General features: G+C 53.0%; 17 protein-coding genes and 1 tRNA gene. 6 read left to right on the top strand and 12 right to left on the bottom strand.

The genetic code is table 11. The features are described from left to right. The first annotated feature begins 39 nt into the window (after window positions 1-39). On the top strand, window positions 40-1,200 hold the full coding sequence (locus NYR02_RS11580; RefSeq protein ID WP_260976517.1) for a cation:proton antiporter domain-containing protein: 1,161 nt from the start codon (window positions 40-42) through the stop codon (window positions 1,198-1,200). A gap of 29 nt (window positions 1,201-1,229) precedes the next feature. On the opposite strand, the gene NYR02_RS11575 is transcribed toward NYR02_RS11580, so the two are convergent. From NYR02_RS11575 to sohB, 4 genes are all read right to left on the bottom strand, one after another. Continuing rightward, on the bottom strand, window positions 1,230-1,610 hold the full coding sequence (locus NYR02_RS11575; protein ID WP_260976516.1) for a VOC family protein: 381 nt from the start codon (window positions 1,608-1,610) through the stop codon (window positions 1,230-1,232). A gap of 76 nt (window positions 1,611-1,686) precedes the next feature. Next, on the bottom strand, window positions 1,687-2,400 hold the full coding sequence (locus tag NYR02_RS11570) for a helix-turn-helix transcriptional regulator (protein WP_260976515.1): 714 nt from the start codon (window positions 2,398-2,400) through the stop codon (window positions 1,687-1,689). 131 nt (window positions 2,401-2,531) lie between these two features. Next, complete coding sequence (locus NYR02_RS11565) at window positions 2,532-3,524, bottom strand: YhdH/YhfP family quinone oxidoreductase (protein ID WP_260976514.1); 993 nt, start codon at window positions 3,522-3,524, stop codon at window positions 2,532-2,534. A gap of 23 nt (window positions 3,525-3,547) precedes the next feature. Beyond that, on the bottom strand, window positions 3,548-4,609 hold the full coding sequence (gene sohB, locus NYR02_RS11560) for a protease SohB (RefSeq protein ID WP_260976513.1): 1,062 nt from the start codon (window positions 4,607-4,609) through the stop codon (window positions 3,548-3,550). Window positions 4,610-4,843: 234 nt separating this feature from the next. Between sohB and NYR02_RS11555 the strand changes: the two genes are divergently transcribed. After that, a complete protein-coding gene (locus NYR02_RS11555; protein WP_145468542.1) occupies window positions 4,844-5,158 on the top strand; it encodes an SCP2 sterol-binding domain-containing protein in 315 nt (104 codons plus the stop codon). Window positions 5,159-5,243: 85 nt separating this feature from the next. Here NYR02_RS11555 and NYR02_RS11550 read toward each other — a convergent pair whose 3' ends face one another. After that, on the bottom strand, window positions 5,244-5,885 hold the full coding sequence (locus NYR02_RS11550) for a hypothetical protein (protein ID WP_260976512.1): 642 nt from the start codon (window positions 5,883-5,885) through the stop codon (window positions 5,244-5,246). A gap of 1 nt (window position 5,886) precedes the next feature. After that, complete coding sequence (locus NYR02_RS11545) at window positions 5,887-7,530, bottom strand: FimL-related protein (RefSeq protein WP_260976511.1); 1,644 nt, start codon at window positions 7,528-7,530, stop codon at window positions 5,887-5,889. A 258-nt stretch (window positions 7,531-7,788) separates the two neighbouring features. On the opposite strand from NYR02_RS11545, the gene nhaB reads away from it, so the two are divergent. Then, a complete protein-coding gene (gene nhaB, locus NYR02_RS11540; protein ID WP_260976510.1) occupies window positions 7,789-9,300 on the top strand; it encodes a sodium/proton antiporter NhaB in 1,512 nt (503 codons plus the stop codon). Window positions 9,301-9,326: 26 nt separating this feature from the next. On the opposite strand, the gene dnaQ is transcribed toward nhaB, so the two are convergent. From dnaQ to NYR02_RS11525, 3 genes are read right to left on the bottom strand one after another with little or no spacing between them, the layout of a single operon-like run. Further along, window positions 9,327-10,025 (bottom strand): DNA polymerase III subunit epsilon, encoded by a 699-nt coding sequence (gene dnaQ / locus NYR02_RS11535; RefSeq protein ID WP_260976509.1) that lies wholly within the window; start codon window positions 10,023-10,025, stop codon window positions 9,327-9,329. Next, the gene (rnhA, locus tag NYR02_RS11530; RefSeq protein WP_260976508.1) at window positions 10,022-10,462 is read right to left on the bottom strand and encodes a ribonuclease HI; all 441 of its coding nucleotides are present in this window, start codon (window positions 10,460-10,462) and stop codon (window positions 10,022-10,024) included. The genes dnaQ and rnhA overlap by 4 nt, the downstream gene beginning before the upstream one ends. 1 nt (window position 10,463) lies before the next feature. Further along, on the bottom strand, window positions 10,464-11,234 hold the full coding sequence (locus NYR02_RS11525) for a class I SAM-dependent methyltransferase (protein ID WP_260976507.1): 771 nt from the start codon (window positions 11,232-11,234) through the stop codon (window positions 10,464-10,466). Between the two features lie 72 nt (window positions 11,235-11,306). Here NYR02_RS11525 and NYR02_RS11520 point away from each other — a divergent pair, with 72 nt between their 5' ends. The 3 genes from NYR02_RS11520 to NYR02_RS11510 all read left to right on the top strand — a co-directional run bounded on the left by NYR02_RS11520 (window position 11,307) and on the right by NYR02_RS11510 (window position 15,528). Further along, window positions 11,307-12,854: a lytic transglycosylase gene (locus NYR02_RS11520; protein ID WP_260976506.1), complete on the top strand. Its 1,548-nt coding sequence runs from the start codon at window positions 11,307-11,309 to the stop codon at window positions 12,852-12,854. Window positions 12,855-12,942: 88 nt separating this feature from the next. Then, on the top strand, window positions 12,943-14,688 hold the full coding sequence (locus NYR02_RS11515; protein WP_260976505.1) for an ABC transporter substrate-binding protein: 1,746 nt from the start codon (window positions 12,943-12,945) through the stop codon (window positions 14,686-14,688). Window positions 14,689-14,733: 45 nt separating this feature from the next. Continuing rightward, window positions 14,734-15,528 carry an enoyl-ACP reductase FabI gene (locus NYR02_RS11510; protein WP_260976504.1) on the top strand — a complete coding sequence of 265 codons (795 nt, stop codon included), beginning with the start codon at window positions 14,734-14,736 and terminating at the stop codon, window positions 15,526-15,528. A gap of 112 nt (window positions 15,529-15,640) precedes the next feature. Here NYR02_RS11510 and NYR02_RS11505 read toward each other — a convergent pair whose 3' ends face one another. From NYR02_RS11505 to NYR02_RS11495, 3 genes are all read right to left on the bottom strand, one after another. Next, on the bottom strand, window positions 15,641-17,476 hold the full coding sequence (locus NYR02_RS11505) for a SurA N-terminal domain-containing protein (protein WP_260976503.1): 1,836 nt from the start codon (window positions 17,474-17,476) through the stop codon (window positions 15,641-15,643). Window positions 17,477-17,542: 66 nt separating this feature from the next. Further along, a tRNA-Asp gene (locus tag NYR02_RS11500) sits at window positions 17,543-17,619 on the bottom strand. A gap of 14 nt (window positions 17,620-17,633) precedes the next feature. Then, complete coding sequence (locus NYR02_RS11495; protein ID WP_260976502.1) at window positions 17,634-17,906, bottom strand: HU family DNA-binding protein; 273 nt, start codon at window positions 17,904-17,906, stop codon at window positions 17,634-17,636. Between the last annotated feature and the right edge of the window lie 43 nt (window positions 17,907-17,949).

Raw genomic sequence — 17,949 nt, 5'->3', positions numbered from 1 at the left:
GGCCAATCAAATCACTCCAGCTGGCCTCCGGGGATTGTTATGCCGCAAGATATCGTCTTTTCCTTTTTCCTCGTCTTTGCTGGTGCCATGGTGCTGGCGACTTTTGCTCTGTTCACCCGCCAACCGCTGTTGATTGCTTATATCGCCCTTGGCGCCATTGTCGGGCCGTTTGGCATGGGCTGGATTGAACACCCGGATGAGCTGGCCGACATGGCCGATATCGGCATTATTTTTCTGTTGTTTCTGCTCGGACTCGATATGCAGCCCTCGGCGCTGTTTGCCGTGTTGCGTAAAGCCATGCTGGTGGCACTGGCCAGCTCGCTGGTGTTTTTTGCCGCAGGTTTCGCTCTGACACAGGCTTTTGGTTTCAGCACCATGGACAGCGTTATCATTGGCCTGGCAATGATGTTTTCCAGCACCATCATTGGTCTGAAGCTGCTGCCCACCACCGTACTGCATCACAAACATATTGGTGAGCTGATGATCGGCCTGCTGCTGATTCAGGACATGCTGGCCATTCTGGTGTTGATTCTGCTTGGCGTGCTCGAAGGCGGTAGCAGCATGCCGGTATGGCAACCCTTTATTGCGCTCCCCTTACTGGCAGTGGCTTGCTACCTGTTGGTCAAAGGCGTGTTACTGCCGCTGATTGTGCGTTTTGACCGCTATCACGAGTACCTGTTTATTCTGGCCATCGGCTGGTGCCTGGCCGTGGCGGAAGGTGCCAAACTGGTTGGTTTAACCCACGAAATCGGGGCCTTTATCGCTGGCGTTACCCTTGCGACCAGTCCGATAGCGCAGTTTATTGCTATCAGCCTGAAGCCGTTGCGGGATTTCTTTCTGGTAATGTTTTTCTTTGCCCTGGGCGCGCGCTTCAATCTGCAACTGCTGGCCGATGTCGCCCTGCCCGCCATGCTGCTGGCGCTGCTGGTTCTGGTGCTTAAGCCGGTCAGCTTCCGTCTGTTGCTGGGACGCTTCAGCGAACGGCGCGAACTGGCCTGGGATGTCGGTCTGCGCCTCGGTCAGATCAGTGAGTTTTCATTATTGATCGGCTTTGTCGCCGTGCAAAGCGCCCTGCTCAGCGAACAGGGCTCATTGCTGATTCAGGCGACGGCCATTCTGACCTTTGTCATTTCAAGCTACATCGTGGTGTTCAGCCTGCCAAACCCCATTGCCGTCAGCGATAAACTGCGGCGGGATTAAGCCCCGCCCGATGGCCGCCGCATCTCGGTTCAGTTGCGCATGGCAGGCGCATAGACACGTAAACGATGGCCGTCCGGGTCCAGTACGGTAAAGGTATAACCAAAGTCCATCATAACCGGAGCCTGAGCAACGGCTACCTGCCGTGCAGACCAATCGGCATACAGTGCATCTACCTGAGCGGCATCGGCCACCGGAATCGCGACTTCACCACAACCCGAAAGTTGTGTGCCGCTGACGTTCGGCTGCACGTCATAGCGCGACCAGACACCCAGCCGAAAGGCCGGAGTCGGGGCAAACAAAGCAAAAGAGTCTGTTGACTCAAGTGCTACCCAGTCGAGCAGACCGGCATAAAACTCCGCACTGCGGCGGGCATCGTTCACATAAAAAACAACAAGATTGGGATTTAACATCGGGATATTCCTGTACGGAGTGTTATCGATAATCCGGAGCCTGGCTCCAGTCCGCACAGAATATCGTCGCTTGCTGTCAGTTTTTGTCAGCAGTGTGAATGGTTTGCGCTTTTACACCGACCACCTTACGCCATTCCGCCAATAACAGCTGACGCCGGCGCGGGTAGCGCTTTTCAAGCGGTGTCAGTGCCAGAATCCGGTCCGTGCGAAAGTGACGGAAATCCTGGCGCATTTCACACCAGGCAACCAACACCCGCACGCGGTCAAAATATCCCAGCGCAAAAGGCCAGATCAGCCGTTGCGAGCCCTGACCATTCTGATCGCAGTAATCGATATTAACCTTATGTCCGCTGCGGATGGCCCGGCGCAGCGTCGCAACATCCACACGGTCTTCCATACGTTGGGTAGCAGGCCCGACCAACAGTGCATTAGCATCCAGTGAATCGCGCAGATCCTGCGGCAATACGGCTGCAATCCGGCTCAGCGCACTGCTCGCTGCCACCGCCATCTGCGTATCGGTACGCCCGGCCACCCAACGCATACCCAGTACCAGCGCTTCCAGCTCCTCCTCACTGAACATCAGCGGCGGCAGCATAAAACCGGGCTTGAGCATATAACCAACACCGGCCTCGCCTTCAATGTTCGCTCCCTGCTGCTGCAGCGTGGCAATATCGCGGTAAAGGGTACGTAACGATATTCCCAGCCGCTCCGCCAGCTCGGCGCCGGACACAGGAAAACGATAGCTGCGCAGCAGCTGGATAAGATCCAACAGGCGTTGAGAACGGCTCATTACAGCTCCGACAGAGAAAAGCGCCATACTGCCAGAAAATGACAGCATATAAAGCACTGAACATAAAAAAGCCCCGCGCTGCGGGGCTTCTTAACCAACATAGTACAAATAACAAGCAACACTGAAACGCATCAGTCGCGCTGTAAATTCACCCGGTAACGGCCAACCCCCTGACCGGCCAGAATTGCCGCCAGCACGGCAGGAAGCTCGCTGCGACCAATTTCAGTAGTCATACCCTCTAATTGTGGCAGCTGCCAGGCATCGGCTACTTTGTTCAGTACCGCCTGCTTATCAGCCAGAGGTATCTCGACCGAATCCACACCCAGCAGGCTCACGCCGCGCAGAATAAACGGGAAGACACTGGCTTCGATCTTGACGCCAGCAATCATGCCGCAGGTGGTTACCGCGCCTTCCGGTTGAATCTGCGGAATCAAGGCGGATACCAGATCACCGCCAACGGTGTCGATAGCGGCCTGATATAACGGCTTGGCCATCGCTTTACCCTTCAATGCCAGGACCTCATCACGACCGATCACCCGGCTTGCTCCCAGACCTTTCAGAAAATTTTCCTGCTCAGGCTTGCCGGACAGCGCCACGACCTCGTAGCCCTGCTTCGCCAGCAACGCGACCGCTACCGAACCCACGCCTCCGGTTGCACCGGTAACAACCACAGGTCCCGCATCAGGGCGGATACCGGCACGCTCCAGTTTTTGCAGGCTCAGAGCTGCGGTAAAACCTGCGGTACCCCAGGCCATGGCCTGCGCCATGCTCAGCGTTTGCGGCTTGTGTAGCACCCAGCCGGCCGGCACACGCACATGCTGGCCAAAACCACCGGCCGTGTTCATGCCCAGGTCGTAGCCGAACACGACGACTTCGTCACCGGTTTTGAACTGCGGATCATTGCTGGCTAATACGGTACCGGCCACATCAATCCCCGGTGTATGCGGATAGGCGCGGGTAACGCCTTTATTGCCACTGGCGGACAGCGCATCTTTATAATTGACCGAGGAGTAAGCCACATCAATCAGCACATCACCGGCGGGTAAATCATCGTCATTCAGCGTCTGCCATGCGGCCTGGATGCCTTGTTCAGTTTCTTCTACCCGGTATGCGAGAAAAGTCATAGTTACTCCTTATTTTTGGGGCTTCAGCCTTTGGTTTGCTGTTGCTTATTGAGCAGGGTCAGCAGGCGGGTAAATGCGCCTTCAGCCCCTTTCTGCACCGCCAGGCCCAGTTTTTCCTGCAAGGATTTTTTGTGCTCATAGCGCACGCTGTACACATCACTGCTGGCACAGGCGGTGACCAGATAATCGTCGCTGGTGCCAACTTCATCAATCAGACTATGATCCAATGCCTGCTGTCCGTACCAGATATCGCCGGTGGCAACCGCTTCGATATCAACACCGGGACGGCTTTGTTTAACATGGTCTTTAAACAGTTCATGGGTATCTTCCAGATCCGACTGGAACTTGTCTTTAGCCTTCTCTGAGTTATGGCCAAACATGGTGACGGTGCGCTTGTATTCACCGGCGGTGAACAGCTCATAATCAACGTCGTGCTTTTTCAGCAAGCGATTAAAGTTAGGCAGCTGAGCGACCACACCAATAGAACCGATAATGGCGAACGGTGCGGCAACAATACGATTGGCCAGACACGCCATCATATAACCACCACTGGCGGCCACTTTGTCGACACATACGGTCAGCGGGATACCGTGATCACGGATACGCTTGAGCTGAGAGGCCCCCAGTCCGTAGGAATGCACCATACCGCCACCACTTTCCAGACGGACAACCACTTCGTCTTCGGCGGTTGCCATGGTCAGTACCGCGGTGATTTCCTGGCGCATCAGCTCAACCTGACTGGCCTGAATATCACCATCAAAATCGAGAACATAGACGCGCTTACGCTTGTCGGTGGCTTCCAGCCCGTCTTTGAGACGTTTTTTCTCAGCTTTTTCTTTCGCTTTGTCTTCTTTCTTCTTATCTTTTTCCAGCGCTTTCAGCTCTTCTTTTGAATACAGCGCGTACTCAAGATCTTCTTTATGATTATCCAGCTCATCATTGAGCTTTTTTACAACCAGTTCACCATCGTCTGAACGACGGTTACGCATGCTGATGGAAACCACGCCCCCGATAACAACCAGAATGGCCACCACAATGGTGACAGCCTTCAACAGAAAAGCTCCGTACTCTGCCAGGAATTCCACGCTTTGTTCCTTAATGAATTTAAAATAGTCCGCAAGCATAACTGAATGGCAGACGCGTACAAGTCAGCGCACTTTCTGCGTTTCAAACAATCGTATGATTTTTCGTTGACACCCACCTTGCCAGCCCATAGAGTTGTGCGGTCTGACGTAAGACAAAGTCCTGACAGGATGCTGATATGCGCCTCACCCATCAGCAGATCTCCTGTCTTTTGTAGCAATAATAAGGAAACCGTTATGGCATCTGTTGCAGAAATCATCGAAACCATGAACAGCAAGTTCAACGCCGCTGCTGCTGCTGGCGTTGATCTGATCTTCCAATTCAACATTGAAGACGGCGAAACTTACCACCTGATCGTTAAAGACGGCACTTGTGCTGTTGCTGAAGGTGCTAACGACGACGCTAACGTTACTCTGATCATGAACACCGAGACCTTCGCTGGTATCGCTTCTGGTGAGACTGACGGCATGCAAGCTTTCATGTCTGGTCAACTGCGTGTTGAAGGCGACATGATGCTGGCAACCAAGCTGGGCGAATTCTTCCCTGCTTAATTGCTGAATGCATAAAAAAAGCGACCTTCCGGTCGCTTTTTTTATGCCTGCTGTTTATGCCCGCCACCTGAACAGGCATTGCTGATTACCACTCCCCCTGAAGCGCCTGCTCCGCCACATCGTTCAATGGCCGGGCAATGAGTCCTTTCGGTGTTAACTGCACGGAATACACAGCACCATTAACCAATGGCATATACACAGCACTGCCAAACTGAGCATCCAGCCAAAGTTTATGATGACGCAACGAGTCCCACAGATCGAACCAGCGTGACTCCGCCAGGCTGTAAACGGTGCGTTCTGCCGTGCGTTCCTGCTCCAGTGAGAGATAGCGGCCAGAAAGGCGGTCAAGACGGTATAACGGGCTGGCACCAAGTGCGGCAAACGGTCCTTTCCAGACCAGTAAACGTACATCCAGCTGCCACTGATCTCCCAGAATCTTAAAGCGACGCTCCTGGTTATCGTTATCCACCAGGGTCAGATCAAATACCTGATCATCCAGCTGATACACGCTGACACTGACCAAAGGCTCTTCTTTAAGCAGCTGCTTATAGCTCCAGACATCAACCAGCATAAACACTGCAATGACACTACTGATAAGCAGAATCAGTCCGGCGGTACCTTTCAGCCATTGGATAAACCAGTCGCGTCCCCACCAGAGCACAACGATAACGGCCAATGCGACCAGCAGAAAGACGAGCGTAAAACCCGTCAGGCTTCCTTGCAGCATGTTAATTCCTCAGATGCGAAATACTTTCCCTGGCCAACTGCAGGGCTTCTTCTGCTCCTGCGGACTGCCCATTGAGGGAGTCAAGGAAGTATTCAATGGCGGTGATCGCATCAGCAAAAGCTTCCATTTTGGCTTCTGACGGCGGCAGATCTTCTTCCAGAACCTGTTTGGTGACGAAGGTATCGAGATCAATCAGCATGTTGTATACCGATTCTTTCTCCAGAAACATCATGGCACCGGCCACATCGATCAGGCTCTTACCGACGTTACGCACGTGCAATTTATCGCCACTGGAATCCAGATAAGCGCCAATGGCACGTTTGATCATCGTTAATGCGGTCATTGATTCGGACAGTACGGCAATTTTTGCCTCGCTGAGACTGACCGGATCAACCAGTGAATCTTTCTCCAGACCCTTGTGCGTCAGTGCGCGCATCGCCTGTTCTATGTGAATGATTTCATCGGCGATAAAGGCCATATCCCCCACGACACCTTTGGCGCCTACGTCGCGCAAGCGCTGACACAAGCGACTGGTGCGCTCTGCGGCTTCACCCAGATTGGTAATCTGCAGCGTATCGCCAATGCGGGACAGTGATGAAATCAGCTCTTCGTAGTTGGCTTCGCTGACGTCGGTACGTTCAAACAGATCCACCAGATCTTTAACCGACTGCAACTCTTCCTGCAATGCATCGGACAGCGATTCCAGCGCCGATTGATCCGGGCCGGACAATTTGGCCCGTGATACGGCCAGTTGTGACTCTTTAATGCTGCGATCGATGTGGAAATCCTGTTGCAGCTGATACAGCAGTTCCGTGTCCGGCTCTGCTAAGGCAACGATGTATAAAAACTCTTTCAGTAACCAGTCCGGCAGCTTTTCATTAAAGGCCTTGCCTTCGGTATCCTGGATTTTACGCACCTGACGGTCCAGCGTACCGAGCAGTGACAAGCGCTGCGGTGTCATTTCGAACGCATCCTGGGAAAGCGATTCCAGTGCACCGCTGACCACGGACCAGAACAACCAGGCAGCGCCGCCACGACTGGCGCGCTCAAAGCGGCGAACAGCACGCAACATTACCTGCAGAGGCCCACGGCGACCGTTGCCACGCATCAGGCCAATCAAACCAAGCTGATAAAGCTGGCGGGCACGACGATAAGGGAAACTTGCAGCACCGGCTTCAGCCGGTGGGATTGTCAGTTTGGGACGCAGGTTAACCAGAAAGAAGTAGGCTTCCGGCAACGGTTTTTCCTGACGCTCTTTACGCACCAGATTAATGGTCGGCAGTAACAGACTCGGCGCAACCGGGTCACCACTGACAACAAAATCCACGTAGCGCTTAAGAAAAACGATGGCCTGGGTAAACGCCGACAGAGTGGATTCAGACACACTCTGGTTACGCACGACCCGTCCGGTTTCTGCCAGCTCCTCGCACAGACGCTCGCCTGCCCGGAAATCCAGCATTTTGAAAGTACCCCGTACCTGCTGCACTTCCTCAAGGAAGGCACGCAGGTTATCGGCGTTTCCATGTTCTGAGTACACATCAAGCTGCGCGGCAGCCTGATCCAGTGCATTGGCAATTTCAGCCTTCACCAGATTCAGTGAGGCAGCAAATTGTGTGATTTCACTTCCTGTCGATATATCAGCCATTACTAGCGTCATTCATTGTTATGATCATGTGATTCTAACGACTATAAGAGCAAAGCGCGAAGCGTTTTCAGCAAAGGCTTGCCCTTCAACTATACTGGGGTCACAAAAACCCACTTGGCAATTCAGACAAACGGGGTCAGCTTTGGTTTCAACGGCTCAATATGTACGACTCACCTTAAGGATGAGTTGCAAATAATTGAAAACCCATTAAATTGCGCACGCGCTTAGCCCTTCGGCCTGATCAAAAGGAATTCCACCATGCAGTCCTCCCTGCCCGCTGCTTTTGTCAGTAATTTTCTTGGCAACGCTCCGCTCTGGTACAAAAAAACGATTCTGGCCTTTCTGGCCCTGAACGTTGTCTTTCTTTATACCCTTGGTTCTTACATAACCGGCTGGATTCTGATTCTTGAATTCATTTTCACCCTGGCAATGGCGCTGAAATGTTACCCGCTTCAGCCGGGTGGCCTGCTGGCCATTGAATCGATCCTGCTCGGCATGGCCAGTCCGGAAATCGTTTACGAAGAAACTCTGGCGAATTTTCCGGTGATCCTGCTGCTGATGTTTATGGTGGCGGGCATTTACTTTATGAAGGATCTGTTGCTGTTCGTATTCACCAAGATTCTGCTCGGTGTGCGCTCCAAAATGGTTCTGTCGTTTCTGTTTTGTGTGGTCGCCGCCATCCTGTCAGCCTTCCTTGATGCACTGACCGTGACCGCAGTGCTGATCAGCGTATCGGTGGGTTTTTACAGCGTTTATCACAAAGTGGCGAGCGGTAAGAACTTCAACAACGACCACGATCATGGCAATGATGATGACTTAAAAGAGCAGCACCGCCTTGATCTCGAAAGTTTCCGCGCATTCCTGCGCAGCCTGATGATGCACGGTGCGGTTGGTACTGCACTGGGTGGCGTTTGCACGCTGGTCGGCGAGCCACAAAACCTGTTGATTGCGAAGGTTGCCGGCTGGGAGTTTGCAGAATTCTTCACCATGATGGCACCGGTTACGATGCCGGTATTGGCCGCAGGCCTGCTGACCTGTCTGTTGCTGGAAAAGATGAGCTGGTTCGGTTATGGCGCAAAACTGCCGGACGATGTGCGCAGCATTCTGGAAAATTTCAACGAAGAACAAAAGCAGCACATGACTCAAAAACGGATCGCACAGCTTTGGGTTCAGGGTTTGGTTGCGCTATTTCTGGTCGTTGGCCTGGCCATGCATCTGGCAGAAGTCGGCCTGATCGGTTTACTGGTGATCGTATTGCTGACCGCTTTCAATGGCATTATTGAAGAGCATCAGCTGGGCAAAGCCTTTGAAGAAGCGCTGCCATTCACCGCCCTGCTGGTGGTGTTTTTCTCTATTGTTGGTGTTATCCACGCCCAACACCTGTTTACCCCAATCATCACCTGGATTCTGAACACCGATAATGTGTCGACGGCGGCCCAGCCTGGCGTGTTCTTCCTCGCCAACGGTGTTCTGTCGATGATCAGCGATAACGTATTTGTTGCGACGGTTTATATCTCAGAAGTGAAAGCCGCTCTGACGGCGGGCGATATCACCCGCGAACAGTTTGACTTACTGGCGACGGCCATTAATACCGGCACCAATCTGCCAAGCGTCGCCACGCCAAATGGCCAGGCAGCGTTCCTGTTCTTGCTGACATCAGCATTAGCCCCGCTGATTCGTCTGTCTTATGGCCGTATGGTGGTGATGGCTCTGCCATACACCATTGTGATGACCGGCGTTGGCTATTTTGCGGTAACGCACTGGCTCTGAGAATTCAGAGCCGAACGGTTATACTCTCAACGGCGCCAGATGGCGCCGTCGCTTTTTTTATCAATCAGATCGAGCATTTTCTCATGCGCGGCGGTTTCTTCCGCACTGGCGCGGATGATGCGTTGATTGACGGCATCCAGATCGATGTCACCGATATCAATCACCACCTCTTCTTCTTTTTTATCTTCTTCGACCGCCAGGGCCAGAGCCGTCTGGCCGCCGGTCATGGTCAGGTACACATCGGCCAGAATCTCGGCATCCAGTAAGGCGCCGTGCAGATCACGATGACTGTTGTCGATACCGTAACGCTTACACAACGCATCGAGGCTGTTACGCGCTCCGGGGTGCAGATCACGAGCCATTTTCAGGGTATCGAGAACGCCACAGAAATCCCGTGTCAGCGACAGATTCAGACGCCGGAATTCCGCATCCATCATCCCCACGTCGAACGCTGCGTTATGGATCACCAGTTGCGACCCGGCGATGAACTCGCGGAATTCATCAGCCACCTGCGCAAACACCGGCGCGCCCTGTTCGACCAACCATTCGTTGGTAATGCCGTGAACGGCGGCGGCTTCCGGATCGATATCACGCTGCGGATGAACATACACATGGTAATGCCGCCCGGTCAGCTTGCGTTCAAAGATTTCAACACAGCCAATTTCAACAATACGGTGCCCTTCGCCAATACCGGTCGTTTCAGTATCCAGTACAACCTGTCTCATGCTTTCACTCCGGCTACCCCTTTATTGGCCAACTGGTCAGCGCGCTCGTTTTCCGCGTGACCGGTATGGCCCCTTACCCAGCGCCATTCAACCTGATGACGCTGACATTCAGCATCCAGCTGCTGCCACAAGTCCTGATTTTTAATCGGCTGTTTTGCGGCATTACGCCAGCCCTTTTTCTTCCAGCCGGCCAGCCATTCGTTAATGCCCTTCATCACATACTGAGAATCCGTGGTCAGCACCACGCTGCACGGGCGTTTAAGAGCTTTAAGCCCTTCGATCGCTGCCATCAGTTCCATGCGGTTATTGGTGGTATTGGCTTCGCCACCGAAGAGTTCTTTTTCCACATCGCCGTAACGCAGCAATGCTCCCCAACCGCCGGGGCCAGGATTACCTTTACAGGCGCCATCGGTAAAAAGATGGACTTTCGCAGTCATGTTATTTTCCACAATGTTGAGTTCCGGCCACGCTGGACGCTACCGGTGATGCCATGCCGAAACTGGCTTCAGGCAGTTGCCAGCGCCGCGGCCGGATCGGAGTCAGACCGGCTACCGTTTTGCGGGCCACCAGAACATAGGCATTGGCGGGCAGCCAATGCGTTCCGGCCAGCACACGGTCGATACGGCGGCTGACCGATTCAGAAACGATACTCAGTGGCCAGGTATGGGCAACCGGTGATACCTGCTCGACCCGGAAGTCCAGCAACAACAGCCAGTCACGCAGACGCGACTCACTAACCGGATTCGTCAGCCACGGCAATTCCGTTGAAAAGGTTCTGAGCCAGCGTATTCCGCCCCACCAACTGTAAGGATTAAAGCCAACGACGATCAGATAACCGTTCGGCATAACCGTACGGGCCGCTTCGCGAATCATCTGATGTGGACGGTGGCTCATATCGAGCGAATGCTGCAATACCACCACATCAAGACTTTCATCGGCAAAAGGCCAGGCACCATCGCGCATTTCACCCTGAGCGGCGACCACACCACGCTGCCATGGCAAGCCCATACGAAAACTGTGCTGTAAGCGGCTGCGCTGCAGAAACCGGGGATCAGAATCAATGCCGGTGTACAGCAGATGGCCGCCGTGTAACTGGCTGACCCAATCGCGCAGCCAGCCGGCTTCCAGCGCCAGCAGGCGTTGTGTTGCCGGGCGTTGCAACCAGCGTTGATATATTTCCGGTTTAATCCGGCTGCCGACGGTATTCATATAACCTCGTTCGCTTGCTACACGCCGCCCTGGAAACTAGACTGGCCGGCCACGTAGCGACATTGTAATCACATGCAGCAATTCACTCTATTACTGTCTGCCCTTTTTATGGCGGGTTGTAGCCAACTGGCAACCAAAGCAGACAGCGAGCCGGAACAGAAGCGTTCCGACATGGTCCTGACGGTTATTGAAGACTGGCAGCCGCAGGATGTTTCCCATACGACCTATGAAGATATCTGGCAACGCATCATTGCGTCTTACCAGCTGGATACCAACATCGATAATCCAAGAATCGCAGCCCAGCTTAACTGGTTTAAGTCTCATCAGTCCTACATGGACCGGGTGGCCGAACGGGGCGTGCGTTATCTGCACTTTATTGCGGAGCAGATTGAAGCGCGCAATGTTCCCGGCGAGCTGGCGCTGCTGCCGATTGTCGAAAGCGCTTTTGATCCGTTTGCCTATTCCCATGGTCGCGCCTCGGGTGTTTGGCAGTTTATTCCGTCAACCGGGCGTGATTTCGGTCTGCAGCAGGATTGGTGGCACGACGGTCGCCGCGACATCCGCGCGGCAACCGAAGCCGCCCTGATGTACCTGGATGCTCTGCAGCGCGAGTTTAACGGCGACTGGCTGCTGGCGCTGGCGGCCTATAACTCCGGTGCCGGTACCGTACGCAAAGCCATGCGTAAAAACCGCGCCCGTGGCCTTGCCACCGATTTCTGGTCACTGGATCTGCCGAAAGAAACCCGCGACTATGTACCCAAGCTAATTGCCCTGGCCAAGCTGGTCAAATCGGCCGAAGAGTATCAGATAACGCTGCTGCCAGTGCCTGACGAGCCTTACTTCGCCGTGGCCGAAACCGGTGGTCAGATTGATCTGTCTCAGGTGGCAGAGCTGTCCCAGACACCACTGGATGAAATCTATAAACTCAATCCGGGTTTTAATCGTTGGGCAACCCGCCCCAGCGGTCCGCACGAAGTGCTTATTCCGGTCGCTCAGTACGATGTGTTTACCGAGCAACTGGCGAGCCTGCCAGCCAGCGCTCGTCTTAAATGGCAACGCTACGCTGTCCGCAATGGCGACAGCCTGATTACCATTGCCAAGCAATTCCATACCACCCCGGACGCACTGAAACAGGCCAATGGCATCCGCGGCAATATTATCCGCGCCGGCGAACAACTGTTAATTCCGGGAGCCTTCAAAAGCCAGGACAGCTATTCGCACAGCGTGTCACAGCGCCTTGATCGCCTGAAGACACTGCGCCGTCCGGGCAACAGTGAGCGCGTGGAATACCGTGTGCGCTCTGGTGACAGCTTCTGGGAAATTGCCCGCTCACACGACGTTAAAGTCAGTGATCTGGCGCGCTGGAATGGCATGGCGCCCGGTGATCCACTGCGTGCAGGACAATCGCTGGTTATCTGGAGCAAAAAGAATATGCCGGGTAAGCGCGAGGTGATCCGCAAGGTGAACTACCGTGTCCGCTCGGGGGATTCGCTGGCGCGTATTTCGCAGAAGTTCAATGTCCGGATTTCCGATGTAAAACGCTGGAACTCATCGCAGGTGAAAGAAAAGTACCTGCAACCGGGCCAGACGTTAACGCTCTATGTGGATGTTATGCGTTAAGCGACATGCCATTATTAACGCAATGGACACAATATGTGGAATAACAACGGATTGCCAAAGTACAGGCACTGCCCATAGGATGGGCAACATGACGTTAACACCGTGCCCCAACAGATCAGCCCTGCTGCTAAGTACCCTGATCAGCCTTTTATTGTTCTGCAGCAGCTCCCGCGCCAGCTTCCCGGTCGCGGTTGCAGACAAACCCAGCAGCGAACTCGCCGAAGTCGCCTGGCAAAGCAATAACAGCAGCGCCAGCTGGAGTGACAGCCGCGCAAAATCAGCCGGCATCTTGCGTCAGGTGCTGCTGCAATTTCCACCAAACCTGCGCCGCGCAGGTCCGCAAACACCGCATAATTTCAGCGCGATACTGGAAAAGCTCCAGCTGCCCCTGGTTGCCCGTCACCCTCAGGACTCGCAGTGGATTCCCATGCTTGCCAGTCGCTGGCGCTTAAATGAAAAAGCTGATCGCCTGTACTTTGAGCTGGACGCTGACGCCCGATGGTCCGATGGCGTTGCCGTTACCACCGACGACATCCGTTTCACAATGCAGTTTTTAGGCAATCCTGCCACTGCTGCCAACTGGCAGGCAGAACAACTGCAGCGCCTGGTTAAACAACTGGAGATATTTGATCAGCAACGTTTTGCTTTTGTTCTGCACCAACCCGCAAGCGCCGCGACGATTAATGAGCTTGCTTCGCTGCGGCCATTTGCAGCGCATATTTATCGCAACGCCAACGGCTGGCCCAAGAGTTTCAACTGGTATCCCGAACCAACTACCGGGCCTTATTATCTGGCGCAAATCAGTCACAACGCACACATTGTTCTGCGTAAAACCAGCGACTGGTGGGGACTGAATAAAACCTATTTCAAACATCGTTTTAATGTTCGCCGCATCAACCTGCGCATGCCAGATAATAACCATCCGGCAATAGACCTGCTGGAACGTGGCGAATTGGATACGATGACCCTTAACAACCCGGAAAATTGGCAATCGGCCAGAATGACACAGCTGAGCCAAAATAAACGCATCGACCGGATTCAGTATTATCACCAGGCTCCGCTCCCTATGAATGGGCTGCTGCTGAACGCCGACAATCCATTATTGAAAAAAAGCGCTCAGCGCAGGGCCGTATTAAACGCTGTTGATCTGGAGCGCGCCGTCACCAGCCTTAACGGCGCCGTAAAACTTCAGCCTTATTTTAATCCTGTGGGCGGGAAAAAATCGGCAGAAACAGATTCCGCCGCCTCTTCCTTACCGGCGGCACTGACTCTGCTTTACAGCAATAATCAGGATCTGAGTTTTCTGAATTTTCTGCAACAACAGGCGGTGTCTGCCGGGCTGAATTTACATCTGGAAAATGTATCGCCGGAAGTATTACGCAGTGCCCTTGCCTCCGCAGACTATGACCTTGTCTGGCTCAGCTTTACCGCGCCGTTAAATAGCGATGGATTTCTATCGTTATTCCAGCCTGATAAAGGCCAGATATTGATAGCCGGTAAAAAAATCGGCCAGCTTTTAGCGAAGACAGATAAAAATCCGGACCAGCAAGCCGCGCAGACGGAGCAGATTCTATTAGATGAAGCCATCTTCAGTTATGGCTATGGTTTTCCTTACAGCCGTTCGGCCAACTGGCAATGGGTCAAACTGCCAGAGTTGCCGGGAACGCGCATCAGCAGCGATTTATTTGATCCGTTTGATCCCGTCACCGGAGGACTTTTCTGGATCGACCGCAAGCAACGCGCTGACATATTGGCGCAACCTGAACGTGCTAAAAACAGCGACAGCCAACCCAACATTAATATTCAATACAGGCTGAACCCTATTCAGCCGTGATAATCACAACCGACTGTTTCAGTCCGGAATAAAAAGGATCTCAACATGGGTATGTTAACCGGTAAAAAAGCTTTGATTGTTGGTGTTGCCAGCAAACACTCGATTGCTTATGGCATTGCCGATGCTTTCCACCGTGAAGGTGCAGAGCTCGCCTTTACCTATCAGGGTGAAAAATTAAAAGAACGCGTAGAAAAAATGGCCGCAGGCTGGGATTCAGATATCTGCCTGCCGTGTGATGTGGCCTCTGATGAAGAAATTGCGGCGGTATTCACCGAGCTGGAAAAGAAATGGGGTCATCTGGACATTCTGATTCACTCAGTGGGCTTTGCACCGGCACACGAGCTGGACGGTGACTATCTGAGCGTGACCACCCGCGAAGGTTTCCGTATGGCACACGACATTAGCTCATACAGTTTTGTTGCACTTGCCAAAGGCGCCCGCCCGCTGATGCAGGGACGTAACGGCGCCATGCTCACCCTGACCTATCATGGCTCGCAACAGACGCTGCCGAACTACAACGTCATGGGACTGGCAAAAGCCTCCCTGGAAGCCTCTGTACGCTATCTGGCAGGCTCTCTCGGAAAAGAAGGCATTCGCGTTAATTCCATCTCGGCTGGTCCGATTAAAACGCTCGCTGCCGCCGGTATTAAGAGCTTCCGCCGCATGCTGAAAAAGAATGCCGATCGCGCGCCACTCGGACGCAATATCACCATTAATGAAGTAGGCAATACCGCCGCCTTCCTGTGCTCTGACATGGCGTCAGGGATTGCCGCGCAGAACATTTACGTCGATGGTGGTTTCAACAGCTGCGCTATGAGCGTGGATGAAATGGAAGAGTAATGAATTGGCGTAACAAATACTGAATAAAAGACGATAAATTAGAGACAATAAAAAAGGGGCCTGAGCCCCTTTTTTATTGTCTGAATGCCGGAGTTTAAACCGGCATCAGATATTACGAACCAGAACGTTCGATCTTGGTAGCAGACTTAGCCCATGCCTGATAGCTCAGCATGTCTGCACGGCTGTTTTGCGCACGACCCGATTCCTTGGCTTCATCACTCAACGCCATATCCTGCCAGTTTTTAGCATCAACAGCATCCAGCGTTACCACGGTAAAACCGCCCGGAGTTTTTACAACATCCGACTGGCCAACAGTGAGCGCAAAGGCTTTCTGCTGTGCCAGACGAGGGGCTTCACTGGACTGCTGGAAGGTCGCAGAGACTTTCTTCCAGGCTTTGGCCTGCTCTTCACCGCTGACAATAGCATCGGCAAGCACACGCGCCTGCGCCAACGCTCGTTCGCGCTTCAGATTCGCCACAACCTGAGCCTTAACGTCAGACAGTGGTTTAACCGAGGCATCGTTATGTTCGCTGACCGCCAGAACAACAGCGCCATCCTGCAACTCAACAACTTCGCTGATTTGCTTGTCCAGCATTACATTCTCCTGGAAAGCGACCTGACGAACACCTTCGTTCAATGCAATACCGTTTCCATTCTGGCGACTGAAAAAATCCGTGCTCTGCAATTCCAGATTAAGGGCACTGGCAACATCAGCAATGGACTCAGCAGAGAAAGATATATTCGATAATTCCTGCATTTGCTCGGCGTACATGGCTTCGGCTTTGCCTTCGCGCACTTCACGGCTCAACTCAGTTTTCATTTCAGCCAGCGTTTTAACCGCCGGAGTGACGATGCTGTCGAGACGGATAATGTGATAACCAAATTCGCTTTTAACCGGTGAAGAAATTTGCTGCGGCTGCAGCGCATAGAGTACGTCTTCGAATTCCGGAACAAAGCTTCCTTTGGTGTTCAGGCCCAGATTACCACCGGCATTTTTAGTACCAATATCATCAGAGTATTCTTTGGCCAGAGCCGCAAAATCTTCGCCCTTATCCAGTCGTGATTTAATCTCTTGGGCCAGCGCCAGCGCGTCTGCATCATTACGATCGTCATTCGCTTCGATCAGAATATGGCTTGAACTGCGCTGTTCTTTAGCCAGTTCACGTGACTGGTAATCGAGATAAGCAGCCTGCAATTCTTCTTCAGAGACATCCTGCTTAGCGGCAATGTCAGCACGCTTCAGCTGCACGTACTGAATACGAACCTGCTCTTCTGTTTTGTAGCGATCTTTGTTCGCTTCATACGCCAATTGAATATCGTCATCGGATAATTCAATGCTGGCTTCCAGATCTTTAGCATTCACTTCGTAGAAGCTGAAAGTGCGCAGCTCGTTGTTCAGCGCTTCGCTGATCTGCACCGCAAATGGGGTTTCTACGCTGCTTAATACGAACGCCGCACGCGCCTGGTTGGTTTTGATATCGTCTGCCAGACTGGCGCGGAACGTGAGTGGCGACAAGCCATTCATGCGCAGCACGTTCTGGAACTGTTCTTTATCAAAACGGCCATCCTGCTGGAATGCAGGAATCGTTACGATGGTTTCATCAATGGCGCTGGAAGCTGCACGCAGTCCCAGTTTATCCGCCTGAACCAAGGCAACTTTTTGCTCAATCAGCTGTTCAAGCGCCGACTGACGCAGAAACTTTTCATTGAACAGATTCTCATCATACTGCTCACCAAACTGGCGGCGCAGATTCGCTTTCTGTTGTTCAACGGTCCGTACGATATCTGCTTCCGTGATTTCCTGATCGCCTACTGTCGCTGTAGCCGGTGTACCACCGCCCAGACTGACAATGCTTTCAACGCCCCACAGCGCAAAGACAAAGATAATAAAAAATACAATTACTTTAGCGATCATACCCTGAGCATTATCGCGCATTGTCTGTAGCATGCTTCCTCCAATGATTATTCGAGCCACCAATACAAAAAAAGCGCATCAGGGATGCGCTTTTAATTTTGGCGGACCGGACGGGACTCGAACCCGCGACCCCCGGCGTGACAGGCCGGTATTCTAACCGACTGAACTACCGGTCCTTAATCCAACTAACTTAGTTGACAGCGTCTTTCAGTGCTTTGCCTGGCTTGAAGCCTGGCACTTTAGCTGCCTTGATCTCGATCGGAGCGCCGGTTTGTGGATTACGGCCAGTACGAGCAGCGCGCTCTTTAACCATAAAAGTACCAAAACCAACGAGAGCGACCTGATCGCCTTCTTTCAGTGCACCGCCAATAGTTTCGATCATGGCGTCTAAAGCACGGCCTGCTGCTGCTTTTGGAATGTCTGCAGAAGCTGCAATTGCATCGATTAATTCAGATTTGTTCACACTTATCCCCTTACTCTGTGCGCAATAGTGAATTCTTGTTAGG

The organism is Thalassolituus pacificus (genome assembly GCF_025318105.1).
GTDB lineage: Bacteria > Pseudomonadota > Gammaproteobacteria > Pseudomonadales > Oceanobacteraceae > Venatoribacter > Venatoribacter pacificus.
This window is presented reverse-complemented; position numbering and strand designations above follow the sequence as displayed.

Excerpts from the sequence above, each read along its gene's own strand:
- NYR02_RS11520 (WP_260976506.1), top strand. The coding sequence starts at position 11,307 with ATGCAGCAATTCACTCTATTACTGTCTGCCCTTTTTATGGCGGGTTGT.
- NYR02_RS11510 (WP_260976504.1), top strand. The coding sequence starts at position 14,734 with ATGGGTATGTTAACCGGTAAAAAAGCTTTGATTGTTGGTGTTGCCAGC.
- dnaQ (WP_260976509.1), bottom strand. The coding sequence starts at position 10,025 with ATGAGACAGGTTGTACTGGATACTGAAACGACCGGTATTGGCGAAGGG.
- NYR02_RS11565 (WP_260976514.1), bottom strand. The coding sequence starts at position 3,524 with ATGACTTTTCTCGCATACCGGGTAGAAGAAACTGAACAAGGCATCCAG.
- nhaB (WP_260976510.1), top strand. The coding sequence starts at position 7,789 with ATGCAGTCCTCCCTGCCCGCTGCTTTTGTCAGTAATTTTCTTGGCAAC.
- NYR02_RS11525 (WP_260976507.1), bottom strand. The coding sequence starts at position 11,234 with ATGAATACCGTCGGCAGCCGGATTAAACCGGAAATATATCAACGCTGG.
- NYR02_RS11575 (WP_260976516.1), bottom strand. The coding sequence starts at position 1,610 with ATGTTAAATCCCAATCTTGTTGTTTTTTATGTGAACGATGCCCGCCGC.
- NYR02_RS11545 (WP_260976511.1), bottom strand. The coding sequence starts at position 7,530 with ATGGCTGATATATCGACAGGAAGTGAAATCACACAATTTGCTGCCTCA.
- rnhA (WP_260976508.1), bottom strand. The coding sequence starts at position 10,462 with ATGACTGCGAAAGTCCATCTTTTTACCGATGGCGCCTGTAAAGGTAAT.
- NYR02_RS11550 (WP_260976512.1), bottom strand. The coding sequence starts at position 5,885 with ATGCTGCAAGGAAGCCTGACGGGTTTTACGCTCGTCTTTCTGCTGGTC.
- NYR02_RS11580 (WP_260976517.1), top strand. The coding sequence starts at position 40 with ATGCCGCAAGATATCGTCTTTTCCTTTTTCCTCGTCTTTGCTGGTGCC.
- NYR02_RS11515 (WP_260976505.1), top strand. The coding sequence starts at position 12,943 with ATGACGTTAACACCGTGCCCCAACAGATCAGCCCTGCTGCTAAGTACC.
- NYR02_RS11555 (WP_145468542.1), top strand. The coding sequence starts at position 4,844 with ATGGCATCTGTTGCAGAAATCATCGAAACCATGAACAGCAAGTTCAAC.
- NYR02_RS11570 (WP_260976515.1), bottom strand. The coding sequence starts at position 2,400 with ATGAGCCGTTCTCAACGCCTGTTGGATCTTATCCAGCTGCTGCGCAGC.
- NYR02_RS11505 (WP_260976503.1), bottom strand. The coding sequence starts at position 17,476 with ATGCTACAGACAATGCGCGATAATGCTCAGGGTATGATCGCTAAAGTA.